The 20,065-nt window shown below is 71.8% G+C and carries 17 protein-coding genes and 1 riboswitch; of the genes, 6 read left to right on the top strand and 11 right to left on the bottom strand.

The window, feature by feature from the left end:
• Positions 1-135: 135 nt before the first annotated feature.
• From ABGB14_RS06595 to ABGB14_RS06585, 3 genes are read left to right on the top strand one after another with little or no spacing between them, the layout of a single operon-like run.
• Complete coding sequence (locus ABGB14_RS06595; RefSeq protein WP_347642630.1) at positions 136-1,416, top strand: ABC transporter substrate-binding protein; 1,281 nt, start codon at positions 136-138, stop codon at positions 1,414-1,416.
• Entirely contained in the window at positions 1,416-2,288 is an 873-nt protein-coding gene (locus ABGB14_RS06590; protein WP_132603395.1) for a sugar ABC transporter permease, read from the top strand. Before ABGB14_RS06595 ends, ABGB14_RS06590 begins: the two co-directional genes overlap by 1 nt.
• Positions 2,285-3,202, top strand: coding sequence for a carbohydrate ABC transporter permease (locus ABGB14_RS06585; protein WP_347642629.1), 918 nt, complete (start codon positions 2,285-2,287; stop codon positions 3,200-3,202). The genes ABGB14_RS06590 and ABGB14_RS06585 overlap by 4 nt, the downstream gene beginning before the upstream one ends.
• Positions 3,203-3,211: 9 nt before the next feature.
• On the opposite strand, the gene ABGB14_RS06580 is transcribed toward ABGB14_RS06585, so the two are convergent.
• From ABGB14_RS06580 to ABGB14_RS06545, 8 genes are all read right to left on the bottom strand, one after another.
• Positions 3,212-4,315, bottom strand: a complete 1,104-nt coding sequence (locus ABGB14_RS06580; protein WP_347642628.1) for a glycosyltransferase family 4 protein — start codon at positions 4,313-4,315, stop codon at positions 3,212-3,214.
• Positions 4,312-5,808: a M48 family metallopeptidase gene (locus tag ABGB14_RS06575; protein WP_347642627.1), complete on the bottom strand. Its 1,497-nt coding sequence runs from the start codon at positions 5,806-5,808 to the stop codon at positions 4,312-4,314. Before ABGB14_RS06575 ends, ABGB14_RS06580 begins: the two co-directional genes overlap by 4 nt.
• Positions 5,809-5,820: 12 nt before the next feature.
• Positions 5,821-6,636, bottom strand: coding sequence for a hypothetical protein (locus ABGB14_RS06570; protein WP_347642626.1), 816 nt, complete (start codon positions 6,634-6,636; stop codon positions 5,821-5,823).
• Between the two features lie 127 nt (positions 6,637-6,763).
• Entirely contained in the window at positions 6,764-7,285 is a 522-nt protein-coding gene (locus tag ABGB14_RS06565) for a C40 family peptidase (protein ID WP_347643131.1), read from the bottom strand.
• Positions 7,286-7,358: 73 nt separating this feature from the next.
• Positions 7,359-7,521, bottom strand: a riboswitch (cyclic di-AMP (ydaO/yuaA leader).
• A 396-nt stretch (positions 7,522-7,917) separates the two neighbouring features.
• A complete protein-coding gene (locus ABGB14_RS06560) occupies positions 7,918-8,892 on the bottom strand; it encodes a C40 family peptidase (RefSeq protein WP_347642625.1) in 975 nt (324 codons plus the stop codon).
• Positions 8,893-8,978: 86 nt separating this feature from the next.
• Positions 8,979-10,232 carry an NYN domain-containing protein gene (locus ABGB14_RS06555; RefSeq protein ID WP_347642624.1) on the bottom strand — a complete coding sequence of 418 codons (1,254 nt, stop codon included), beginning with the start codon at positions 10,230-10,232 and terminating at the stop codon, positions 8,979-8,981.
• Between the two features lie 441 nt (positions 10,233-10,673).
• The gene (locus ABGB14_RS06550; RefSeq protein WP_347642623.1) at positions 10,674-11,342 is read right to left on the bottom strand and encodes a response regulator transcription factor; all 669 of its coding nucleotides are present in this window, start codon (positions 11,340-11,342) and stop codon (positions 10,674-10,676) included.
• The gene (locus ABGB14_RS06545; protein WP_347642622.1) at positions 11,339-12,577 is read right to left on the bottom strand and encodes a histidine kinase; all 1,239 of its coding nucleotides are present in this window, start codon (positions 12,575-12,577) and stop codon (positions 11,339-11,341) included. The genes ABGB14_RS06550 and ABGB14_RS06545 overlap by 4 nt, the downstream gene beginning before the upstream one ends.
• Positions 12,578-12,687: 110 nt before the next feature.
• Here ABGB14_RS06545 and ABGB14_RS06540 point away from each other — a divergent pair, with 110 nt between their 5' ends.
• The 3 genes from ABGB14_RS06540 to ABGB14_RS06530 are packed head-to-tail and all read left to right on the top strand — an operon-like array spanning position 12,688 to position 15,073.
• The gene (locus ABGB14_RS06540; RefSeq protein WP_347642621.1) at positions 12,688-12,915 is read left to right on the top strand and encodes a hypothetical protein; all 228 of its coding nucleotides are present in this window, start codon (positions 12,688-12,690) and stop codon (positions 12,913-12,915) included.
• On the top strand, positions 12,912-13,403 hold the full coding sequence (locus ABGB14_RS06535) for a PH domain-containing protein (protein WP_347642620.1): 492 nt from the start codon (positions 12,912-12,914) through the stop codon (positions 13,401-13,403). Before ABGB14_RS06540 ends, ABGB14_RS06535 begins: the two co-directional genes overlap by 4 nt.
• On the top strand, positions 13,400-15,073 hold the full coding sequence (locus ABGB14_RS06530; RefSeq protein WP_347642619.1) for a PH domain-containing protein: 1,674 nt from the start codon (positions 13,400-13,402) through the stop codon (positions 15,071-15,073). Before ABGB14_RS06535 ends, ABGB14_RS06530 begins: the two co-directional genes overlap by 4 nt.
• 208 nt (positions 15,074-15,281) lie before the next feature.
• Here the strand turns inward: ABGB14_RS06530 and ABGB14_RS06525 are convergent, their stop codons facing one another.
• The 3 genes from ABGB14_RS06525 to ABGB14_RS06515 form a co-directional block, all read right to left on the bottom strand.
• Complete coding sequence (locus ABGB14_RS06525; protein WP_347642618.1) at positions 15,282-16,922, bottom strand: hypothetical protein; 1,641 nt, start codon at positions 16,920-16,922, stop codon at positions 15,282-15,284.
• Between the two features lie 73 nt (positions 16,923-16,995).
• Positions 16,996-18,453, bottom strand: a complete 1,458-nt coding sequence (locus ABGB14_RS06520; RefSeq protein ID WP_347642617.1) for a serine/threonine-protein kinase — start codon at positions 18,451-18,453, stop codon at positions 16,996-16,998.
• Positions 18,443-19,951 (bottom strand): serine/threonine-protein kinase, encoded by a 1,509-nt coding sequence (locus ABGB14_RS06515; RefSeq protein WP_347642616.1) that lies wholly within the window; start codon positions 19,949-19,951, stop codon positions 18,443-18,445. Before ABGB14_RS06515 ends, ABGB14_RS06520 begins: the two co-directional genes overlap by 11 nt.
• Positions 19,952-20,065 lie beyond the last annotated feature (114 nt).

The following is a 20,065-nucleotide window of genomic DNA, read 5'->3' as shown; positions in this document are numbered from 1 at the left end:
CACGGCGGCGGCGGCGCGGCTGCCGGGGATTCGTCATGAAACCGTGCGTTGACAGTCCGAAATGTTGGTCTTTCGATGAAGGAAGATGCGCGAACTCGGGGGAATCTGAAGGGTCCGGCAAGGAGGAAATCCACGATGGCCCACCAGCTACCGATCTCCCGCCGTCATGTCCTGCTGGGAGCCGCCGCCGCGTTCGGCGTCCCGGCCGTGCTCACCGGGTGCGGCTCCGGCGACGCCGGCCCCGCCTCCGGCGGCGGCGGGCAGGGCACCGTCACGATCGGCTCCAACGCCTCCGACGAGATCCCGAAGAAGACCCTCGAAACCGTGGTCGGCGACTTCACGCAGGCCACCACGAAGATCAACACCGTGGACCACAACACGTTCCAGGAGAACATCAACCGCTATCTCCGCGGCACGCCCGAAGACGTGTTCACCTGGTTCGCCGGCTACCGCATGCAGTTCTTCGCCCAGCAGGGGCTGGCCGTGGACATCTCCGACGTGTGGCGGGAGATCGGCGGCGGCTACACCCAGGCGTTCAAGGACCAGTCGACCGGATCCGACGGCAAGCAGTACTTCGTACCGTTCACCTACTATCCGTGGGCGGTGTTCTACCGCAAGAGCCTCTGGCGGGAGAAGGGGTACGAGCCGCCGGCCACGCTCGACGAGCTGACCGCGCTGGCCAGGAAGATGAAGGCCGACGGGCTCGTCCCGATCGCGTTCGCCGACAAGGACGGCTGGCCGGCGATGGGCACGTTCGACATCCTCAACATGCGGACGAACGGCTACGATTTCCACATCTCGCTCATGGCCGGCAAGGAGTCGTGGACGGATCCCCGGGTCAGGCAGGTGTTCGACACGTGGCGGGGGCTGATGGAGTTCCACCAGCCGGCCTCGCTCGGCCGCACGTGGCAGGAGGCCGGCCAGTCTCTGGCGCAGAAGAAGACCGGGATGTACCTGCTGGGGATGTTCGTCGCCCAGCAGTTCCCCGAGGCCGACCGGGACGACCTGGACTTCTTCACCTTCCCGGAGATCAACCCGGCGTACGGCACCGACTCGATCGACGCCCCCATCGACGGCTACATGATCTCCGCCAAGGCGAAGAACGTGGACGGCGCCAAGGCCCTGCTCAAGCACTTCGCCCAGGCCTCCTCGCAGAACGTCGCCACGAAGCTGGACCCCGGCACGCTGGCCGCCAGCTCCAAGGCCGACACCTCCGGCTACAGCGCCCTGCAGAAGCGCGGCGCGGAGCTCGTGTCGAAGGCCACGCACATCGCGCAGTTCCTCGACCGTGACACCCGGCCCGACTTCGCCTCGACCGTGATGATCCCGTCCCTGCAGTCGTTCGTCGGCGAACCGGACGAGATCGACTCCTTACTGGCGAGCATCGAGAAGCAGAAGGCCAACATCTTCCGCTGATGGCCGTCAAGACCCGTCGCTACTCCGCCCGCGACGTGACCATCCTGGTCATCGGGCTGGGGGTGGCCATCGTCGTCAACGTGGGCCTCGTCTGGGGTCCCACGCTGGCCTCCGTAGGGCTGTCCGGCACCGCCTGGAACGGCATCGGCCCCATCGAGTGGGTCGGCGGGCGCAACTATCACGACCTGGCCGCCGAATATCCGCCGTTCTGGTCGGCCGTCCGCAACAACGTGCTGTGGCTGGCCTTCCTCGGCCTGGTCGCGACGCCGTTCGGCCTGTTCTGCGCGGTGCTGCTGGACCGGCGGCTGCGGTTGTCACGCGTCTACCAGAGCGCCCTCTACATGCCGGTGGTGCTGTCGCTGGCCGTGGTCGGCTTCATCGCGCAGCTCGTCTACTCCTCCGACTACGGCGTGCTGAACGCGGTGACCGGGCTCGGCGTGGACTGGCTCGGCGACAGCTCGATCAACATCTGGGTCGTCATGGTCGCCGCCGCGTGGCGGCACGTCGGGTACGTGATGATCATCTATCTGGCGGGGTTGAAGGCCGTCGACCCGGCGCTCAAGGAGGCGGCGGCGATCGACGGGGCCAGCGAGCGGCAGGCGTTCTTCCGCGTCGTCTTCCCGACGCTGCGGCCGATCAACGTGATCGTGCTGGTCATCACGGTGATCGAGGCGCTGCGGGCGTTCGACATCGTCTACGCCATCAACAAGGGCAGGAACGGGCTCGAGCTGCTGTCGGTGCTGGTCACGGAGAACATCGTGGGCGAGGCCAGCCGGATCGGGTTCGGCTCGGCGATCGCGGTGATCCTGCTGGTGATCTCGCTGGCGTTCATCGTCACCTACCTGTCGCAGCTGTTCAGGGAGGAACGATGACGCTCACCGCCCCCGCCTCCGCTCCCCCGTCGCAGGCGCGACGGCCCGCCGCGCGGCGCCCGGCGCGGCCGCTGCGGATCCTGCTGCACGCCTTCCTCGCGCTGGTGGCGCTGGGCTGGCTGCTGCCGCTCGCCCTGGCCGTGTACGCGTCGCTGCGGCCGTACGAGGAGACCGCCCGCCTGGGCTACTTCTCGCTGCCGGAGGATCTCACGCTCGACTACTACGCGGAGGCGTGGATCCAGGCCGAGCTGCCCCGCTACTACCTGAACACGCTGATCATCGTCATCCCCGGCGTGCTGATCACGTTGTTGCTGGCGTCGTTCGCGGCGTTCGCCATCGCGCGGTTGCGCATCCCCGGGCGCAAGGCGCTGCTGGTCGTCTTCACCGCCGGCAACCTGCTGCCGCCGCAGGTGCTCATCACGCCGCTCTACACCCTCTACACGCTGGTCCCGCTGCCCGCCTGGCTGTCGGACTCGCAGTCGCTCTACGACTCCTACCTGGGGCTGATCCTCATCCACGTGGCGTTCCAGTTCGGCTTCTGCGTCTTCGTGATGGCGAACTTCATGCGCACCATCCCCGAGGAGATCAGCGAGGCGGCGCTGGTGGACGGGGCCGGGGTGTGGAAACGGTACTGGCGGCTGACGCTGCCGCTGTGCCGGCCGGTGCTGGCGGCGCTGTCCACGCTGCAGTTCACGTGGATGTACAACGACTTCCTGTGGGCGCTGGTACTGATGTCGTCGGGCGACAAGCTGCCCGTCACCTCGGCGCTGAACAACCTGCGCGGCCAGTTCTTCACCGACTACAACCTGCTGGCGGCCGGGTCGGTGCTGGTGGCGCTGCCGACGCTGATCGTCTTCCAGCTGCTGCACAAGCAGTTCGTGGCCGGCCTCACGCTGGGGTCGACCAAGGGCTAGGCCGAGGGCCTAGAGGAGTGCCCGGAAGCGGGCGGCCACGTGGTCCCACGCCCATTCGCGGGCCACCCAGTCACGGCCGACCGCGCCCATCTTGCGCGCCTTGCCGGGATCCGTCAGCAGCTCGACGAGGGCCCGGGCGATCTCGCCGACGTCCTCGCCGTCGACGACCAGCCCGGTCTCGCCGGGCCGCACCGCGTCGGTCGTGCCGCCGGACGCGCCCACGACCACCGGCAGCCCGGTCGCCGACGCCTCCAGGAACACGATCCCGAGCCCTTCCACGTCCAGGCCCTTCCACCGGGTGCGGCACGGCATCGCGAACACGTCGCCGGCGGCGTAGTAGCCGGGCAGGCCCGCCGCCGGCACCGCGCCGGCGAACCTGACCGACTCGTGCCCCGCCGCCAGCCGCTCCAGCGTCCTGCGGTGGGGCCCGTCGCCCACCAGCAGCAGGACCGCGTCCGGCGCCACCCGCAGCACCTGGGGCCAGGCCCTGATGAGCTGGTCCTGGCCCTTGCGGGGCACCAGCCGCGACACGCACACCACCACCGGCCTGTCGCCGAGGCCCAGCTCGGCCCTGATGGACCGGCGGGCCGTGCCGGGGCGGTACTGGCCGGTGTCCACGCCGGGAACGAGGCGTACGAGCTTGGCCGGGGGGATGGCGGCGGCCAGGCGGGCTCGCGTGTACTCGCCCAGATACGTCACCACGTCGGCGTGCTCGCCGATCCTGCGCAGCACGGCGCGGAATCCGGGCGTGCTCGCCCACGACGCCTCGTGGCCGTGGGTGAGCATCACCACGCGCCGCGCGCCCGCCGCGCGCAGGCGCGGCGCGAGCAGGCCGAGGGGCGCCGCCGCGCCGAACACGACGGTCCGCACGCCCTGCTCGGCCACCAGGCCGGCCGCCCTGCGCGCGACGGCCGGGCCCGGCAGCATGAGCCGCGTGGGATGCCGCACGATCCGGTACGGCTGGCGCCGGTCGAAGTCCGCGCACCCCGGCCAGGCGGGGGCGTAGACGGTCACGCCCGGCGTGCGCAGCGCGAGCCCGTGCACGAATGACTGGATGCCGCCCGGCCTGGGCGGGAAGTCGTTCGTGACGAAGAGCACGTCCGCATGGGTCACGGCACCGGGACGCCGTTCAGCTCGGCCCATGAGCGGGCCAGGGCGATGCGCTCAGGGCTGGAAGGATGGGAGGCATAGAGCACATATTCCACCGGATCCGGCGACAAGTCGGAAATATTGGTAATTGCCAGCCGTTTTTGCATGGCGATGAACGTGGCCGGATCCCGGGTGAGGTCGAGCGCGTGCACGTCGGCCCTGGCCTCGACGTGGCGGCTGATCACGTTCTGGGCAGGGCCCATGATCAGCGAACCCAGCGTCATCAGGCCCATGACCACACCCACCGCCCGCGGATCGGCGATCGAGGTGACGCCGGTGCGCCGGCGTACCGCGCCGAACACCAGGTACAGCAGGACCACGCCGAGCGCCGCCCCCAGGGCGCCGACGAGGGTCCCGAAGAGCACGTCGTCGGCCTCGGCGTGGCCCAGCTCATGGGCGACGACCAGCTCGACCTGGGGCTGCGGCGCCTTGAGCAGCGTGTCGTAGACGACGATCCTGCGGGTGGCGCCGAAGCCCGACACGTACGCGTTGAGCGCCGTCGTGCGCCGCGAGGCGTCGGCGACCAGCACGTCCTGCACCGGCACGCCGTCGCGCTCTGCCATGTCCAGCAGGTTGTCGCGCAGCGAGCCCTGCGGCATGGACGTGAAGTCGTTGAACAGCGGCTCGAACACCACCGGGTAGACGAACGACATCACCACGGTCAGCGCGCACGCCCCCACGGCCGCCGGGATCCACCAGCGCCGCACCCTGCGGGCCAGCCCCACGAGGACGAGCAGCATGAGGCAGAGCAGGAAGGCCTCCACGCCGAGGCCCTTCAGCCGGTCGGCGGTCCAGCCCGCCCAGTCCTGGGTGGACAGCCCGTAGTCGCGCAGCAGCGTCTCGAACCAGACGCCGAGCGGCCACCTGACCGCCTCGACGATCGCGGTGAGCACCAGGACGCCGAGGACCACCCGCACCCACCAGGGGCCTTTCAGCCGGCCCAGCACCCTGGCCCCGAAGGGGGTGGCCACCAGCAGGGCCGCGAAGGCCAGCGTGAGCGCCAGCCCGAGATAGCTCGGCAGGGACGTGGCCGCGTCGAACGCCCGCGCCCTCGCGATCTCGGCGGCTGTGAAGTCGCGCGCCGGGTCGGGCGGCCCCGCGGCCAGGACCGTCCACGGCGTGCTGGAGGCGGCCACGGCCAGGATCACCGCCGCGAGCACCGCCAGGACCACGGCGGCCTGCCGTCTGAACCGGCGCTCGGCCGCATCCACCGCCGCGTCCGCTACCGGGCCCTCCCCCGGATCCTGCGCCGGGCCGTCCGTCGTCGCGGGCACCCCGTCACCCTGCCCCCGTTCGCGCCGTCTCCACGCCCCCGCCGCGCCGCCGTCCGTCCGCGCGGCGTCCTCCGCGCTGACGGCGCCCACGGGAACACCGTCACCGGGCCCTGTGGCAGCCGCCTCTCCGCCGCCCGCCCCGGCCTCCTCAGAAGGGCCGTCCGCGTCCCGCCGTCCGCTCATCCTTCTCCCCACTCACGCGAGCTGCTCCCGCACGTACGCGCGCCACCGTGCCGTCAGCGTGGCCACGGAGAGCCCGAGCGCGGCGAGCGCCTCGTCGACGCCGGCCGCCTGCGCATCACGGTAGAGCCTCACCAGGCTCCTCTCACCGAAACGGCGGGCGAGGAACCGACACGCCAGCCAGGCCTCCTGGTACGCCAGCGCAAGGCGTCCGGGGTCAGGCCCGCCGACGGCGAACGCCTCGGGTGTCGGCAGCGCGGCCGGCACGCGCCCGGCCCGCACCTCGGCGGCCAGCTCGGCGGCGGCCGTGCGCACGGGCAGCCCGGCGTCCCGGTAGGCCACGTAGTCGGCGAAGCCCTCGTAGAGCCAGACGGGCAGCCCGCCGGTGCCCGCGGCGACGTGGGTCAGCTCGTGGGTGAGGACGACGTCCTTGCCGGTGGAGGTGAGCCTGCCGAACGACTCGGGGACGACGATCACCCGCCCGCCGTCGGCCACCGCCGCCAGCCCGTCGAGGCGCTCCACGCCGGCCAGCCGGGCCGCGTCCTGCGCGGAGCCGGGAACGATGACCACGGGCCGCACCGGGCGGCCGAGCACGGCCGTGACCCGCAGCCCCGCCGAATCGGCGCGGCGGGCGAGTTCGCTGAGCGTGCCGGGTGCGGCGCGGTGGCCGGTGACGAGGGAACGTGCCCCGCGGGCGGTGACCTGGCCGTCCGGCCACAGGTCACGGGCGTGCGCGGGGAAGACGGGCGATCCGGGGGCGGGCGCGTCGGCGGCGAGGCCGAGGAGGAGGAGCGCGGCCAGCGCGGCTCGTCGGCTCACCTGCTCGGACACGCTGCCGATCGTAGTGGGCCCGATCAGGGCCGGCCCTCTACGAGGGGCCGCCGACGAGCGTGAGGACGGGCTGCCACGGGAGCCCGCCCGGGCTCCGGAAGGTCTCCCGGGCCCGGGCGGGGCCTCATCAGAGGCCGGGACGGACCGCGCCGACGAACGACGACTTGCGCCATCCGCCCAGCTTGTCGATGCGCACCCGTTCGCCTGTCCGCGGCGAATGGATCATCTTGCCCTTGCCGACGTACATGCCCACGTGGCCGAGCCCGTTGAAGAACATGAGGTCCCCGGGCTTGAGGTTGCGCCAGGAGACCTTGTTCCTGATGCCGGCGAACTGGCTGCTCGCCACGCGCGGGAGTTTCACCCCGGCCTTCTTCCAGGCGTACTGGACGAGGCCGGAGCAGTCGAACGAACCAGGGCCTGTGGCGCCGTAACGATACGGGTCACCGATCTGGTTCTTGGCCACGGCGATGGCCTTGCCGGCCTTCACCTTCTGCCGAGCGGTCTTTGCCCGCTTGCGAGCGGCCTTGGCCGACTTCGCGGTGGTGGCGGCGGTGGCCGCCCTCACCGAGGAGACGCCGGCCGTGTCGCTCCTCGTCGCCGCCTGAGCCGTGGGGGCGTGGAGGACCAGGCCTCCGGCCGTCACGGTCATCGTGAGCACGACGCCAGGCAGGGCAAGGCGGGACAGACGGGGGTTGTGCAGGGAGGTAGACAGGATTTCTCCTTGGGTCTTCCACGAACGCCTACCGGGTTAGCTGTCGGATTCGGGCCTGGAAGTCGCCCTACGGCGCGATGGCGCGCCGATTCACCCCTGATCCCTGGGGAACTGGGATCGCTGGGTCCCCGGTTCCGTGCCTCCTGACTGCACGGATTCGGCAGGTCATCGCCCGTGTCATGGGGATGTCGCGGCGATGACCAGCGGATCTTCATCTGTCTTCACACCGGGAGGGACCGATGCGGGTTCACGGCGCCATGGCTTGTGCACCGCGACGACGCCAGAAGCTACGCGGAACGGTCAAGGATCAGCAAAAGCCGAGTCAGGCTGTAAAGATCGACTCAGGCCTCAGTAAACTCCCGAACCCCTGTTGGAACAGGGGGCGTCGTTACCAAAAAGTGACCCTGCTCACATTCGCGAAACATCCGTCTTGTCAGGGGTCAGATGTCGCGTTTGTCACATTCCGCCTCGTATGATCTCGACCTAAGGTGATCAGGAGGATGCGGAACGTGATCGCGGACCGCCCGCACGACGGCAACGATGGTGCGTCGTAGAAGGAGGGGACGGAATTATGGGCGGACGGCGCCCACGAGGCTGCGGCCGTAGGCGGAGAGGCTGACGACCTTGACCACGTCGCCCGTCTGCGGCGCATGGACGATCTTCCCGTTGCCCGCATAGATGCTGACGTGCCCCAGACCCTCGCTGAAGATGAGATCACCGGGCTGGAGCGCGTTCAGCGACACCTTGCGGCTGGCGCCCCACGCCCACTGCGCCCACGTCGTCCTCGGCAAGGACACGCCCGCGGCCCGCCATGACGCCTGCGTCAGCCCCGAGCAGTCGTAGCCGCCCGGCCCTGTCCCGCCGAACACGTACGGCTTGCCGACCTGCGCGAACGCGAACCGCAGCACCGCTGCGGCGTTCCCCGACGCCGGTCCCGTGTACGCGATGCCGGTGCTGTTCGGGTCACCGGTCTTGTAGGCGCCCAGCTTCTTCAGGAGCTTCTTCTGCTTGGCGATCAGGCCGAGGATCTCCTTGCGCTCCTTCTCGACCTCGCCGCGGACCTCGTCGGCCGACCGCAGGGCACCCTGCGCCTTGTCACGTTCCTTCTTCAGCCCGCGGTTCTCCCGGTCGAACGCCGCCAGCTTCTCCGAGCGTTCCTTGGCCATCTGCCCGGCCAGCGCCATCCCGGCCAGCCGTCCCTGCGGGTTGTCGGCGCTGACCAGCCCCGGCATGGTGGTGGCGTAGCCGCCGGCCCGATAGACGGTGGCGGCCATGTCGGCGATCTGGGTGCGCAGGTCGGCGACCGTACGGAGTTTGCGCTTGTAGCTCTTGTTCAGCTTCGCGTAGGTGCCCTTGGCCTTCTTGTAGCGCTCGGTCGCCGTGTTGTAGCGGTCGACGACCTTGTCGGCCTTGTCGTTGAGCTTGTCGAGCTTGGCCTTGGCCTGCCCGATGGTCGGCTTCGGATCAGCGAGCGCCGCCCCCATGGGAGACACCACAAGCCCGAACGCGAGACCCACGGCCACCGGCACCCGGCCAAACCTCACTGCGTCGCCTCCCAGGGGATCTTTACTGGGGCGAAATAGTACAGAAGTGGCGGGTGAGGTCTCACCCGAACATACCAATTCGTAACTTAAGCCCGGCCCAGGCGGCGCAGCAGCAAGCCAGAGGGAACGGGTCTGGCTCCCATCCGCCTGACGGACTCGGCCACCTCCCGGTCCGACGACACCACGGCTATGGCGCGACCGGGCGGCTCGGCGCGGACGAGCTGGCGGATCAGGTCGTCGGCGATCTCCCCGGGCGCGCTGAACAGCACCCTCACGCCGCGCGGCGCCACGACCTGCACAGGGGCGTTGAGCTCCGCACCGTCGAACACCGCGGTCACCTCGACCCTCGTCTGCGCCACCAGCCCGCCCAGCCCGGTCATCAGCCGGTTGCGCTGGTCGGCGAGGGTGAGCGTGCCGTAGCCGGTCTTGGTGACGTTGTAGCCGTCGATGATCAGGTGGATCTGCGGCAGCGCGAGGAGCTGGTCGAGAAGCTGCGGGTCGTCATCGGCCAGCGCCCGCGCGGGCACGCGCACACCCGGCCGTTCGCCGGTGACCGCGGCGACAGAATCGGCCGGCCGGCTGATCGTGGTGGGCAGGGCCAGCTCCCTGCGCAGCCCGGCGGACGCGTCCTGCAGCGCGTCGAGCAGCACCCTGATGCGGGCGTCCTCGATGCTCCTGCCCTCGCGCGCGGCCCGGCGCGAGGCTTCGAGCTGCTTCTCCACGTCGGACAGCCGTTCGCGCAGCCGCCGCAGCTCGGACTCCCCCGCGCTGCCCGCGGCCGAGGCGGCCGTCCTGGCCTCCTCGGCCGCCCGCTCCATCTCCTCGGCCCTGCGCGCCGCGGCCTTGGCCCGCTCGCGGGCGTCGTGAAGCCTGCGGCGCAGGTCGGAGTTCTCCGCGCGGGCGGCCCTGACCTGCTCGCGCAGGCGTTCCGCCTCCTCCTTGGCGCCGCTCTTCTGCGCGGCGAGCTGCTCGCGCAACCGGGCGACGGCCTCCTCGCGCTCGGAGTCCTCGGCGGCCGCGAGCGACTGCTCCAGGTCGGAGCGGGCGGCCTCGATCATCTCCGCCCAGCCGGGCGGGCGGGTGAGATAGGCGGCCGCGGCCACCAGCACGGGGTCGGCGGCGGGCGGCACGTTGCCCTCGGCGAGAGCGGCGACCAGCTCGGGCCAGCCCGCGGTCACCGACTCGGCGACCAGCTCGCGGAACTTCTTGTCGTTCTCCAGCTGCGCCGCGATGGGGGCGCCGCCCAGCTTGGCCCGCTTACGCGGGTCGAACTTGGCGATGCCCCGCAGCGGCGGCGGAATGGCGGCACCGGGCATCGTGCCGAGGACTTGAGACGCCAAGTCGACGACATTGAGCCGCACCTGCTCGGGAAGCGGGCGAGACAGGCCTTCACCCGCTGAACTCATCCCACTTGTCCCTTCGTGACATGCCCTTTCAGACAAGGGTACGGCTGCCGCGTACCTGACCGTAACGGCCACTCCGCTTTGGGCAAGCGCTTGGTGGGGACGGATCGGCCACGCCGGTACGGGCGTCCACCAGGGAGGCCGACCATGGCGGAACGGTCTCGCACCGCCGCTCGTGACCTCGGAGGGTCGCCTCGGCCCGGCGCCCCGCGGCGCTGCGGCAGGCCCGGCGGGCGCGCACTTGTCCGGGTCGCCGCCACCCGGCGCGAAAAGCTGGGATTCCAGCGCCCCGGCCCGTCCGAGCCCGGCCCTCGGAGCACAGGCCCGGTCCGGCGGCTCGCCGCGCCGTGATCGGGACCTGCCGGCGCGGTGCCCCGGCTACGAGCCCGCGTCGTAGACCAGCAGCGCGACCTGGACCCGGTTGTTGAGGTCGAGCTTGGTCAGGATCCGCGAGACGTGGGCCTTGACCGTGGGCACGCTCATGAACAACTCGCGCCCGATGTCGGCGTTCGACTTGCCCTGGCCGACAGCCGTCGCCACCTCCCGCTCCCGCTCGCTGAGCCGGCCGAGCAGCTTCCTGGCGCGTTCGGTGCGATCGTCCGCCCCGCCGTCGGACACGTGCGTGATGAGCTGCCGGGTGACCGCCGGCGACAGGATCGGCTCGCCCTCGGCCACCTTCCTGATCGCCTGGACCAGGTCGCCCGGCGCGATGTCCTTCAGCAGGAAGCCGGCCGCACCCGCCCGCAGCGCGCGCAGCACCTGCGCGTCGGCGTGGAACGTGGTCAGCACCACCACCTCGGGCGGCGCGGAGGCGCGGCGCAGCGCCTCGGTGGCGGTGAGCCCGTCGACGCCCGGCATGCGGATGTCCATCAGCACCACGTCGGGCCGGTGCTCGGCCACCATGGGCGGCACCTCGGAGCCGTCGCCCGCCTCGCCGACGATCTCGATGTCGCCGGCGCCGCCGAGGATCATCGACAGCCCGGCCCGCACCATCGCGTCGTCGTCGACGATCAGCAGTCTGATCGGCTCGCCGGCCGGAGTGGTCATGCGTCCTCCCGAGTCGTCTTCACCGGCCACGGTAGCCAGGCGCGTACCAGGAACTCGCCCTCCGGCGTCGCGCCGTGCTCCAGCCTGCCGCCCGCCAGCTCGGCGCGTTCCGTCAGCCCGATGAGCCCGGCGCCCGCGCCGGGGATGCGCAGGCCGTGGCGGGCCCGCAGCGGATTGCGCACCTCCACCGACACTCCCTTGTCCCGCCTGCCCGCCACGGTGACGGCCACCGGCGCGCCGCCCGCATGCTTGCGAGCGTTGGTGAGCGCCTCCTGGACGATGCGGTAGAGGTTACGGCCCAGCCCTTCCGGCGCGTCCCCCACCCCGAGGGTCAGCCGCACGTCCATGCCCGCCTGACGGCATTCCTCGGCCAGCTTGGGCAGGTCGGCGAGCGTGGGCTGCGGGCGCTCCGGCACCGGTTCGGCCTCTTCGCCCTGCTCGCCCGGCCTGGCGGCGCGCAGCACGCCGATCACCTCGCGCAGGTCCTGCAGCGCCAGGTGGGCGTTGTTCCTGATGGCGCCGGCCGCCCTGGCGATCTCCTCGGTGGGCGCGTCCGGGCGGAACTCCAGCGCGCCCGCGTGCAGGCTGAGCATCGAGATGCGGTGGGCGAGCACGTCGTGCATCTCCCTGGCGATGCGCTCGCGTTCGCTCCGCCTGGCCTCTTCCGCGGCCACCTCGGCCTGCTGCCTGAGCGACCAGATGACCTGCCGCCTGGCCCTGACCACGATGCCCCACGCGAACACGGTCAGCGCGATCGTCACCCCGAGTGCCGCCGTCCAGCCCCGATCGAGGTCGTTCTGCGGCCGCAGCCAGACGTAGGGCGCCAGCGTGAGGAGGGAGAAGAGCGCGAGCGGCCCGGAGATTCTGAACGGCCGGTGCACCGCCACCGTGAACAGCGCCACGACCGAGGGCCCGCCGGGCAGCTCAAGGTAGGACGAGAGCAGCGTCGTCACCACGGCCAGTCCGACCGGCCACCTGCGCCGCAGCCACACCGCCGCGCACGACAACGCCCCTATGACCTGCTCGATCATGAGCAGTGGCGCCGGCTCGTCCTGGATCTCCGTCAGCGACAGCAACGTCAGGCCGCAGGCCAGCAGGAACATGACGGTGTCGACGATCCAGTCGCGCGTCGAGCGCCGCACGCGCCCGCCTTCCCGGGCGTCTCCGAGCAGCACCGACGGCAGCGCCCACCGATATTCGGGGGCGGGAACGCCGTCCTGCTGGTGTGCCGTCACGTCCACCGAGGTTAGGCCCTGCCAGGGGCGGCGCGACAGCGACCAAAGTCGACGCCGGCCGAGACCTACGGCCGACGCGGGCCGCGCGGCCGCGCGGCGAGGCTGGAGCCATGCAAGCGGTTCTGACGATATCGGGGTGGGTGCTGCTCCTGCAGGGTGTGGGCGGCCTGGTCAACGCCCTGTTCGGATGGTGGCGGTGGGCGCACGACCTGCTCGTGGTCAATCTGCTGCCGGTCCTCGAGGGATACGAGGTGTTCGCGGCCATCGTGCTCGGGGTGCTCGGCTTCGTGCTGCTGGCCGCGTCCGACGCGACGAAGAAGACGAAGGAGGACAGATGAGCACGACCATGCTGAGGCCGCCGCGCAACCTGCCCGATCCGCGGGTGATCCCGTGGTGGACGGTGCAGTGGCTGCTCCTCATGGCGCCGCTCGCCGTCGCGGCCGTGGCGGCGTACTGGATCTTCACCGAGCGGCCGCTCTGGCTGGGTGCGGCGGTCGCCGTGTTCGGGGTGGCGTGCGTGGCGCTGGCGCTGGTGGCGCCGCGGGCGTACTACCGGGTGGAGCGGTGGGAGGTCACCGGCGAGGCGGTCTACACGCGCAAGGGGTGGCTGACGCACACCTGGCGGGTGGCGCCGATGTCGCGGATCCAACGGGTCGACACCGCGCGGGGGCCGGTGCAGCGACTGTTCGGTCTGGCCGACGTCACGGTGACCACCGCCTCGTCCGCGGGAGCCGTCAAGATCGAAGGATTGGACCACGAGGTGGCCGCCGAACTGGCCGAACGCCTGACCGCCCGCACGCAGGCGACGCCCGGGGACGCCACATGAACGCGCCAGGGCTGCGCGGGCAGGACAGGAACGCACCGGAGGCGGCACGCCACCGCGGCGGGCAGGACGGCTGGCGGCGGCTGTCACGACGGAGCCTGTGGGTCTCGGGCACCAAGTCGCTGGCACTGGTGGCGGGCGCGGTGGCCGGGCTCACCCGCTTCCTGCTGGGCCTGGACTGGCGGCCGGGCTGGATCGTCGCGGCCTGCGCGGGCGCCGCGGTGCTGATCCTGGCCGCCGTGCCTGCCTATGACCTGGCCAGGTTGCGTACGACCCGCTGGCGGCTCACCGCCGAGCGCCTCGAGTTGCGCTCGGGCCTCACCACGCGCCAGCATCGCTCGATCCCGCGCGACCGGGTGCGCAGCGTGGACCTCAGGGCCGACCCGATCCTCCGGATGTTCGGCCTGACCGTCGTCAAGGTGGGCACCGGCGAGCACGCGGGCGAGCACACCGAGCTGACGCTCGACCCGCTGGCCAGGAACGACGCCGAGACGCTGCGCCGTACCCTGCTGCACGGGGAGGAGGAGCGGGAGGCGCGGGACGGGCCGCTGGCCGAGCTGCGCTGGTCGTGGATCAGGTACGCGCCGTTGTCGGTGTGGACGTTCACGGCGTCCGCGCTGGTGCTCGGCGCGCTCTACAAGCCGCTCAACGCGCTCGGGTTCAAGTCGGTCACCAGCAGGGCGGCGGGCGACCTGTGGGGCTGGATCGTCGCGCGGCCGCTGACGGCGGTCCCGCTGCTGCTGGCGGTCAACCTGGCCGTCGGCGTGCTCGGCGCGGTGCTGCTGTTCGCCGAGTCGTGGGGCCGCTACCGCCTGGAGCACGAGCCCGGCCGGCTCAGGCTGCGCCGCGGGCTGCTGACCACCCGGTCGCTGACCCTGGAGCTGCGCAGGCTGCGCGGAGTGGAGATCAGCGAGCCGCTGCTGCTGCGGCTGGGCGGCGGCGCCCGCGTCAGGACCGTCGCCACGGGGCTCGGCGAGAAGGCCGCGAACGAGACCGAGGACGCCGCCGCGCTCGCACCGCCCCTCCCCCGTGACCGGGCCTGGCGGCTCGCCGCCGAGGTCGCCGGGGCCGGCGGCGGCCATCCGGCCGGCGTGCCGGGGCCGCGCGGCCCCGCCGCCGAGGTCGCGTCGGCCGGCGTGCCGGTGTCGCGTGTCCTCGACGCAGGTGCCGAGCTGATCCCGCATCCCCTGGCGGCGAGGCGGCGGCGCGTCGTACGGGCCCTGCTGGCGACCACGCTGGCGACCGCGCTGGCGACAACGCTGGCGGCCGTTGCGGCGGGGGCCGCGTCCTGGCCGGCGCCGTGGCCGTGGGTGCGTGCCTGGGTGTGGCTGATCCCCGTCGTGGTGCTGGCGGCCGGGATGTGGGGCGCCGTCGAGGGCGCCAGGAACCTCGGGCACGCGCTGGGCGCCCGGCACCTGGTCAGCCGGAGTGGCGCGGTGGTGCGGCGGACCGTCGCGCTCGACCGCAGGGGCATCGCGGGATGGACGATCACCGAGTCGTACTTCCAGCGGCGCTCGGGACTGCTGACGGTCTCGGCCACCACCTCCGCCGGCCGCGGTCACTACGAGGTGGTGGACGTCGGCCGTGGCACCGGCCTGGACCTGGCCTCCAGCGCCGTGCCCGGCCTGCTGGAGCCGTTCCTCGTCAGGGGGAAGACGGTGGCAAAGCAATGAGCCGCGAGATCCCCCGTCGCTTGCCCATGCCCCTGTACTGGACAAACGTGATCGCGCGGCTCAAGTGCTTGCGGTCTTAACCGTATTTGTCACACTTGCAACCGGGTTGCAGGCTCTTTAACCGTTGATGCGAACCGCCGGTCAGGAGAACACGACAACGCCGCCCCTCCCCTCCCTGACGGCGGGGACGGGGCGGCGTCGCGCGAGGTCAGCCGCCCTTGGGCTGCTTGGTCAGCGTGGCCATGTAGGACTTGGCCAGGGTGAGCGCGCCGGCCATGGCCTCCTTCTCCGGCATGAACTCGACCTTGGACGAGTTCGTCGCCTCGCCCTCCGGCCGCTGGTGGCCCGAGTAGTCGACCCTGACGACCATGGCGCCCTTGCGGATGGTCACGGTGGCGCTGGACGCCGAGACCTCGCCCCGCCTCGTCTCCACGTACTGCCGGTAGGCCTGCTCGCCCAGCCCGTCGACCTCGGCCAGCTTGCCCCAGTTGATGCCTTCGAGCGATGAGTCGGCGGTGCTCTTGTCGCCGCCGTACTCGCTGACGTAGTAGGCCTTGGCGGCGGCCGCGTCGACCGCGCCGGCCCGGTTGGTGAAGCGGTGCACCGTGATCAGCGCGCTGCGGATCTTCTTGGTGCCCTCCCCGCCGGGCAGGTCCAGGTTGAGCCAGCGGCACTCGGTCTGGTTGTCACCCCCGGCCGTGGTGCCGCGGGCGCGGGTGGTGGGCTCGGGCACGAGCTTCGTGGCCGCCTCCGTCACGGCGGAGCAGTCGGCGGGGAAGACGGCCAGCACACTCGGCGAGGGCGTCGGGGTGGCGCTCGGCGACACCGTGGCCTCCGACGACTCCGCCTGGGCCAGCACGCCGGGATGCTTCGCCTGCCAGGCCGCCACCCCCTTCGCGAAGTGGCCGGCCAGCTTGGAGACCTCGCGGATCGCGTTGGCCTCGGTGATCGACTGGGTGGTCTCGTTGGACAGGATCTGGGCGTCCTTGCGCTGCTGGCTCGCCTGGTACTTGACCTCGATCGTCATGTCGCCGACGCGGGCGTAGGCCTTGCCGAACGAGTACCACAGCAGCTTGCCGTCGCGGCGCCAGGTGTACTGGGCGAACGCGCTGTCGCCGACGCCCTGGATGTCCTTCACCGGCGAGGTGTAACTCTTCTCGCCGGGCTTGAGCGACGGGGTGGCGGTCTCGCCGTACTTGCCGCCGCGGTAGTCGACCTCGTAGGAGTTCTGGGCCATCGCCCTGCCGGTCTTGGAGCCCTCGCCCTTGTGCTGATCGATCCGGACGTCGATCTCCCTGCTGCGCCAGAACTCGCCGTACGAGATGCGCTGGTTCTGCCAGTTGCAGGTGAAGCTGACCGTGTAGTGGCTGTCCCGGGACCTCTTGGCGATGGTCGCGTCGGGGACGAGCCGGTCGGCCTCGTCCTTCGGCAGCATGGCGCACACGTCGGGCCTCGTCGCGGCTGCCGCCGTGGAGGTCGCGGCGGAGGTCGCGGGGGCGGTGGCGGCCGGTTGCGCCGGCCCGTCGTCCGTCGTGTCGCCCGGTTGCGCGAACGGCGGCGTGGAGGTGCCCGCGACCTTGCCGTACACGAAGTAGGCTCCGACGCCGCCCGCCGCGACCAGCACGACGAGGGCGGCGGCCAGCGTGGGCAGCAGCCAGGCGGGCCGCCGCGGGCGCTGCGGCGGCGGCGACATCGGCGGCATGGCGGGAGGCAGGTACGGTGGCGTGTTCTGTGGCGTGCCGGGCTGCATGTTGGGCGGCATGTTGGGCGGCATGTTGGGCGGCCCGAACTGCCTGCCTGGCGCCTGGTGAGGGCTGGCAGGCGGCTCGTGCTCGCTACCGGGATTCACAAAGACTCCTGGGGTTGCCTTGACGTGCGGGGGTACATGGTAGTCACACCCCTTGCGAGAGGCTTGCAGGCGTTCACTTCGCCAGCGCCGCCGAGACCAGGCGGGCCGCGGCGACGGCCGGCTCCTTGTCAGCGGGGTCGGAGGACGGCACGTCATCACGATGCCAGACCACCTCGCCCAGCAGGTTGCTCGTCCGGAAGAGGATGACGCTGTCGGACGAGCCCTTCTCCTTGCTGTTGAGATGGAACTTGAACTTGTTCTGCATGATCGCCGCCTCCCCGACGCCCTTGACCTCTCTGATCCCGCCGCGCAGCTCGCGCATGTGCCTGCCCTCGGAGGCGGTGCGGGTGGTCCTCTCGCTGTCGAAGCGGCGCTGGGCGACCTGCGGCCCGCCGAGGTCGGCGCCCGGCTTCTCCGCCCAGGCGCGCACGATGAGCCGGCGTCCGGGCGTCGAGCCGTCACGGACCAGCCACTGGCACTCGTCCGGCCTGCTGCGCATGCGTTCGGGCTTGCCCTTCACCAGCCGGCCGGCCTGGGCGTCGGTGATCAGCGTGCACGGGTCGGGAGCCGTGGCGAACCTGCCGGTCTCCGGCCCGCCGACGAGCGCGCCGGCGGCGTACCAGCCGCCCGCGCCCAGGAGCGCGACGGCCGCGACCGCCACGGGCAGCAGCCAGCGCCGGGACCCCGAGCCCGCCCGCCGGCCGTGGGCGCCCGTGGTGGCGCCGGCCAGGCCGCGCAGCACGTGGCGCACCTGGGCAGCCGTGGGCCTGGCCGCCGGATCCTTCGCGAGCATGGCCATCAGCAGGCCGCCGAGCTCCCGCCCGGCCCTGGCGGGGAACGGCGGCTCGTGCAGCAGCACCGCCGCCGCGACCGCCGCGGACAGCTGCCGCTCGAACGGCGCCCTGCCCTCCACGGCCGTGTAGAGGCTGGCGCCGAGCGACCACAGGTCGGAGGCCGGGCCTGAGGGTTGCTCGTTGAGCCGCTCCGGCGCCATGTAGCCGGGCGAGCCCGCGCTGCCGAACCTGTCGGCGTGCCCGCCCATCGGCGCGGCGATGCCGAAGTCGGTCAGCATGGCCGAGCCGTCGGCGTCGAGCAGGATGTTGGCCGGTTTGACGTCCTGGTGCACCATGCCGTGCGCGTGGGCGACCTCCAGCGCGGACAGGACGCGCAGCCCGATCTCGGCCACGTACGCGGCGGGCAGCGGCCCCCGCTCCTTGATCACCTTGTCGAGCGAGCGGCCGGTGACCAGGTCCATGATGATCCACGGCTGGTCGCCCTCCAGGACGACGTCGTGCACGAGCACGATCGCCGGATCGCGCAGGCGTCCCGCCGACCTGGCCTCGTGGATGGCCAGGTCGGCGAAGTCCGCCCGCTGGGGCGGGGTCAGCCCTTCGGGCACGCGTACCTGCTTGACCGCGACCTGCCGGTCGAGCACCTCGTCGATGGCGCGCCACACCGTGCCCGCGCCGCCCTGTCCGAGCCGCTCGAGCAGCCGGTAGCGGCCCGCCAGCAGGTAGAGGTCACCCGGCATTGCGCAACGCCTGTTCGCTCGCCTGCGCCACCCTCAGCGCCGCCTGCCTGACGTCGTCGTCGGTCGGCCTGTTGGCCAGGGTGGAGTATTCGACGCTCACCACGAGGTTGGCCAGCCGGTAGTAGACGTGAGCGGAGTGCACGCGGCCGGTGGGGCCCTTCAGCTCGAAGGCGAAGGCCTCCTCGCCCACGCCGCCGACCGGCCGTACCGGCGTGCGCGTGGCCTCCCTGGAGTCCTTCACGCCGATCTCGGGCCACGACCAGGAGACCTCGTCGTATCTGGCCCAGTAGCGCTTCTGGTTCTCGAACAGCCTGTGGGCGGAATCATCGGTCATCGACCAGGGATCGACGGTGTCGGAGTCCTTCTGCACCTGCAGGCCCACGCCGCTGCCCGAAAGCGGCCAGCCGCACTTGGGCCCCGCCTCGTCGGCGTCGGGGCTCCCCTTCGGCGGGCTCTGCGTACGCAGCACGCTGCCGATCTCCTGGGAGCTGAGCAGGGTGCACACGTCCATGGGCACCGTGAACGCCGACGGCACGCCGTCGTCCTCCCCCCGCAGGAAGAAGAAGGCCGTGGTGCCCGCGGCGACCACGACCACCGCCGCGGCGGCGACGGCGATCCAGCGGGCCGCGCCGCCGGGCCGCTTCGTTCTGGTCGGCGCGGTCACGGTCTGGGTGACCGGCAACTGCGGCGCCGCCCCGCCCGCGGCGACCTGGCGCAGCGCCTCCCCTGCCGTGCGCGCGTCGGGCCGCGCCGCTGGGTGGTGCGCCATCATGGCGGCCAGCAGCGGCCCCAGCGGGCCCGGCGCGATCGGGACCGGCTCCATCAGCGTGGCCCGTACCCGCTGGGCCGCCGAACCGGAGTAGGCGGGCCCGCCCGTCACCGCGACGTAGAGCGTGGCGCCGAGCGACCACAGGTCGCTGGCGGGGCCGCCGGGCCGGCCCTCGAGTCGCTCGGGCGCGATGAACCCGGGAGAGCCGATCATGAGCCCCTGCTCGGTGAGGGTGGCCTGGCCCTCCTGCCTGGCGATGCCGAAGTCGGTGAGCACGACCCTGCCTCTGTCGGTCAGGAACACGTTGCCCGGCTTGACGTCGCGGTGCTGCACCCCCTGGGCGTGCGCCATGCCCAGGGCCTCCAGCACGTCGGCGCCGATCCGCGCGGCGTAGTCGGGAGGCATGGGCCCGAACTCGCGCACGGTCTCGGCGAGGGTGCGCCCGCGCAGCAGCTCCATGACCAGCCACGGCCGCTCGTTCTCGACGACCACGTCGTGCAGCGCCACGATGCCGGGGTGACGCAGCCGCGCGGTGGCCTGCGCCTCGCGCACGGCCCTGGTGATCGAGTCGGACCGTTCCTTGGGCGACATGCCCTCGGGCAGCGTGAGCTCCTTGACCGCGACCTCGCGGTCAAGCATCTCGTCCCTGGCCTGCCACACTTTCCCCATGCCGCCCGCGCCCAGCGGGCGCAGCAGGGAGTAACGGCCGGCAAGTCTTCCCGCGGACATAAAGGGAAGGGTAACTACTTATGGAGGTTCTGCTGAACAAAATGGTGGTAAGCGGCCTGGCCGCCCGGTGACAACAACGCCCCTCCGGTGACCTGTCACGGTGATCGCGGGTGC

It is taken from the genome of Nonomuraea sp. B10E15, from assembly GCF_039871615.1.
Taxonomy (GTDB): domain Bacteria; phylum Actinomycetota; class Actinomycetes; order Streptosporangiales; family Streptosporangiaceae; genus Nonomuraea.
This window is presented reverse-complemented; position numbering and strand designations above follow the sequence as displayed.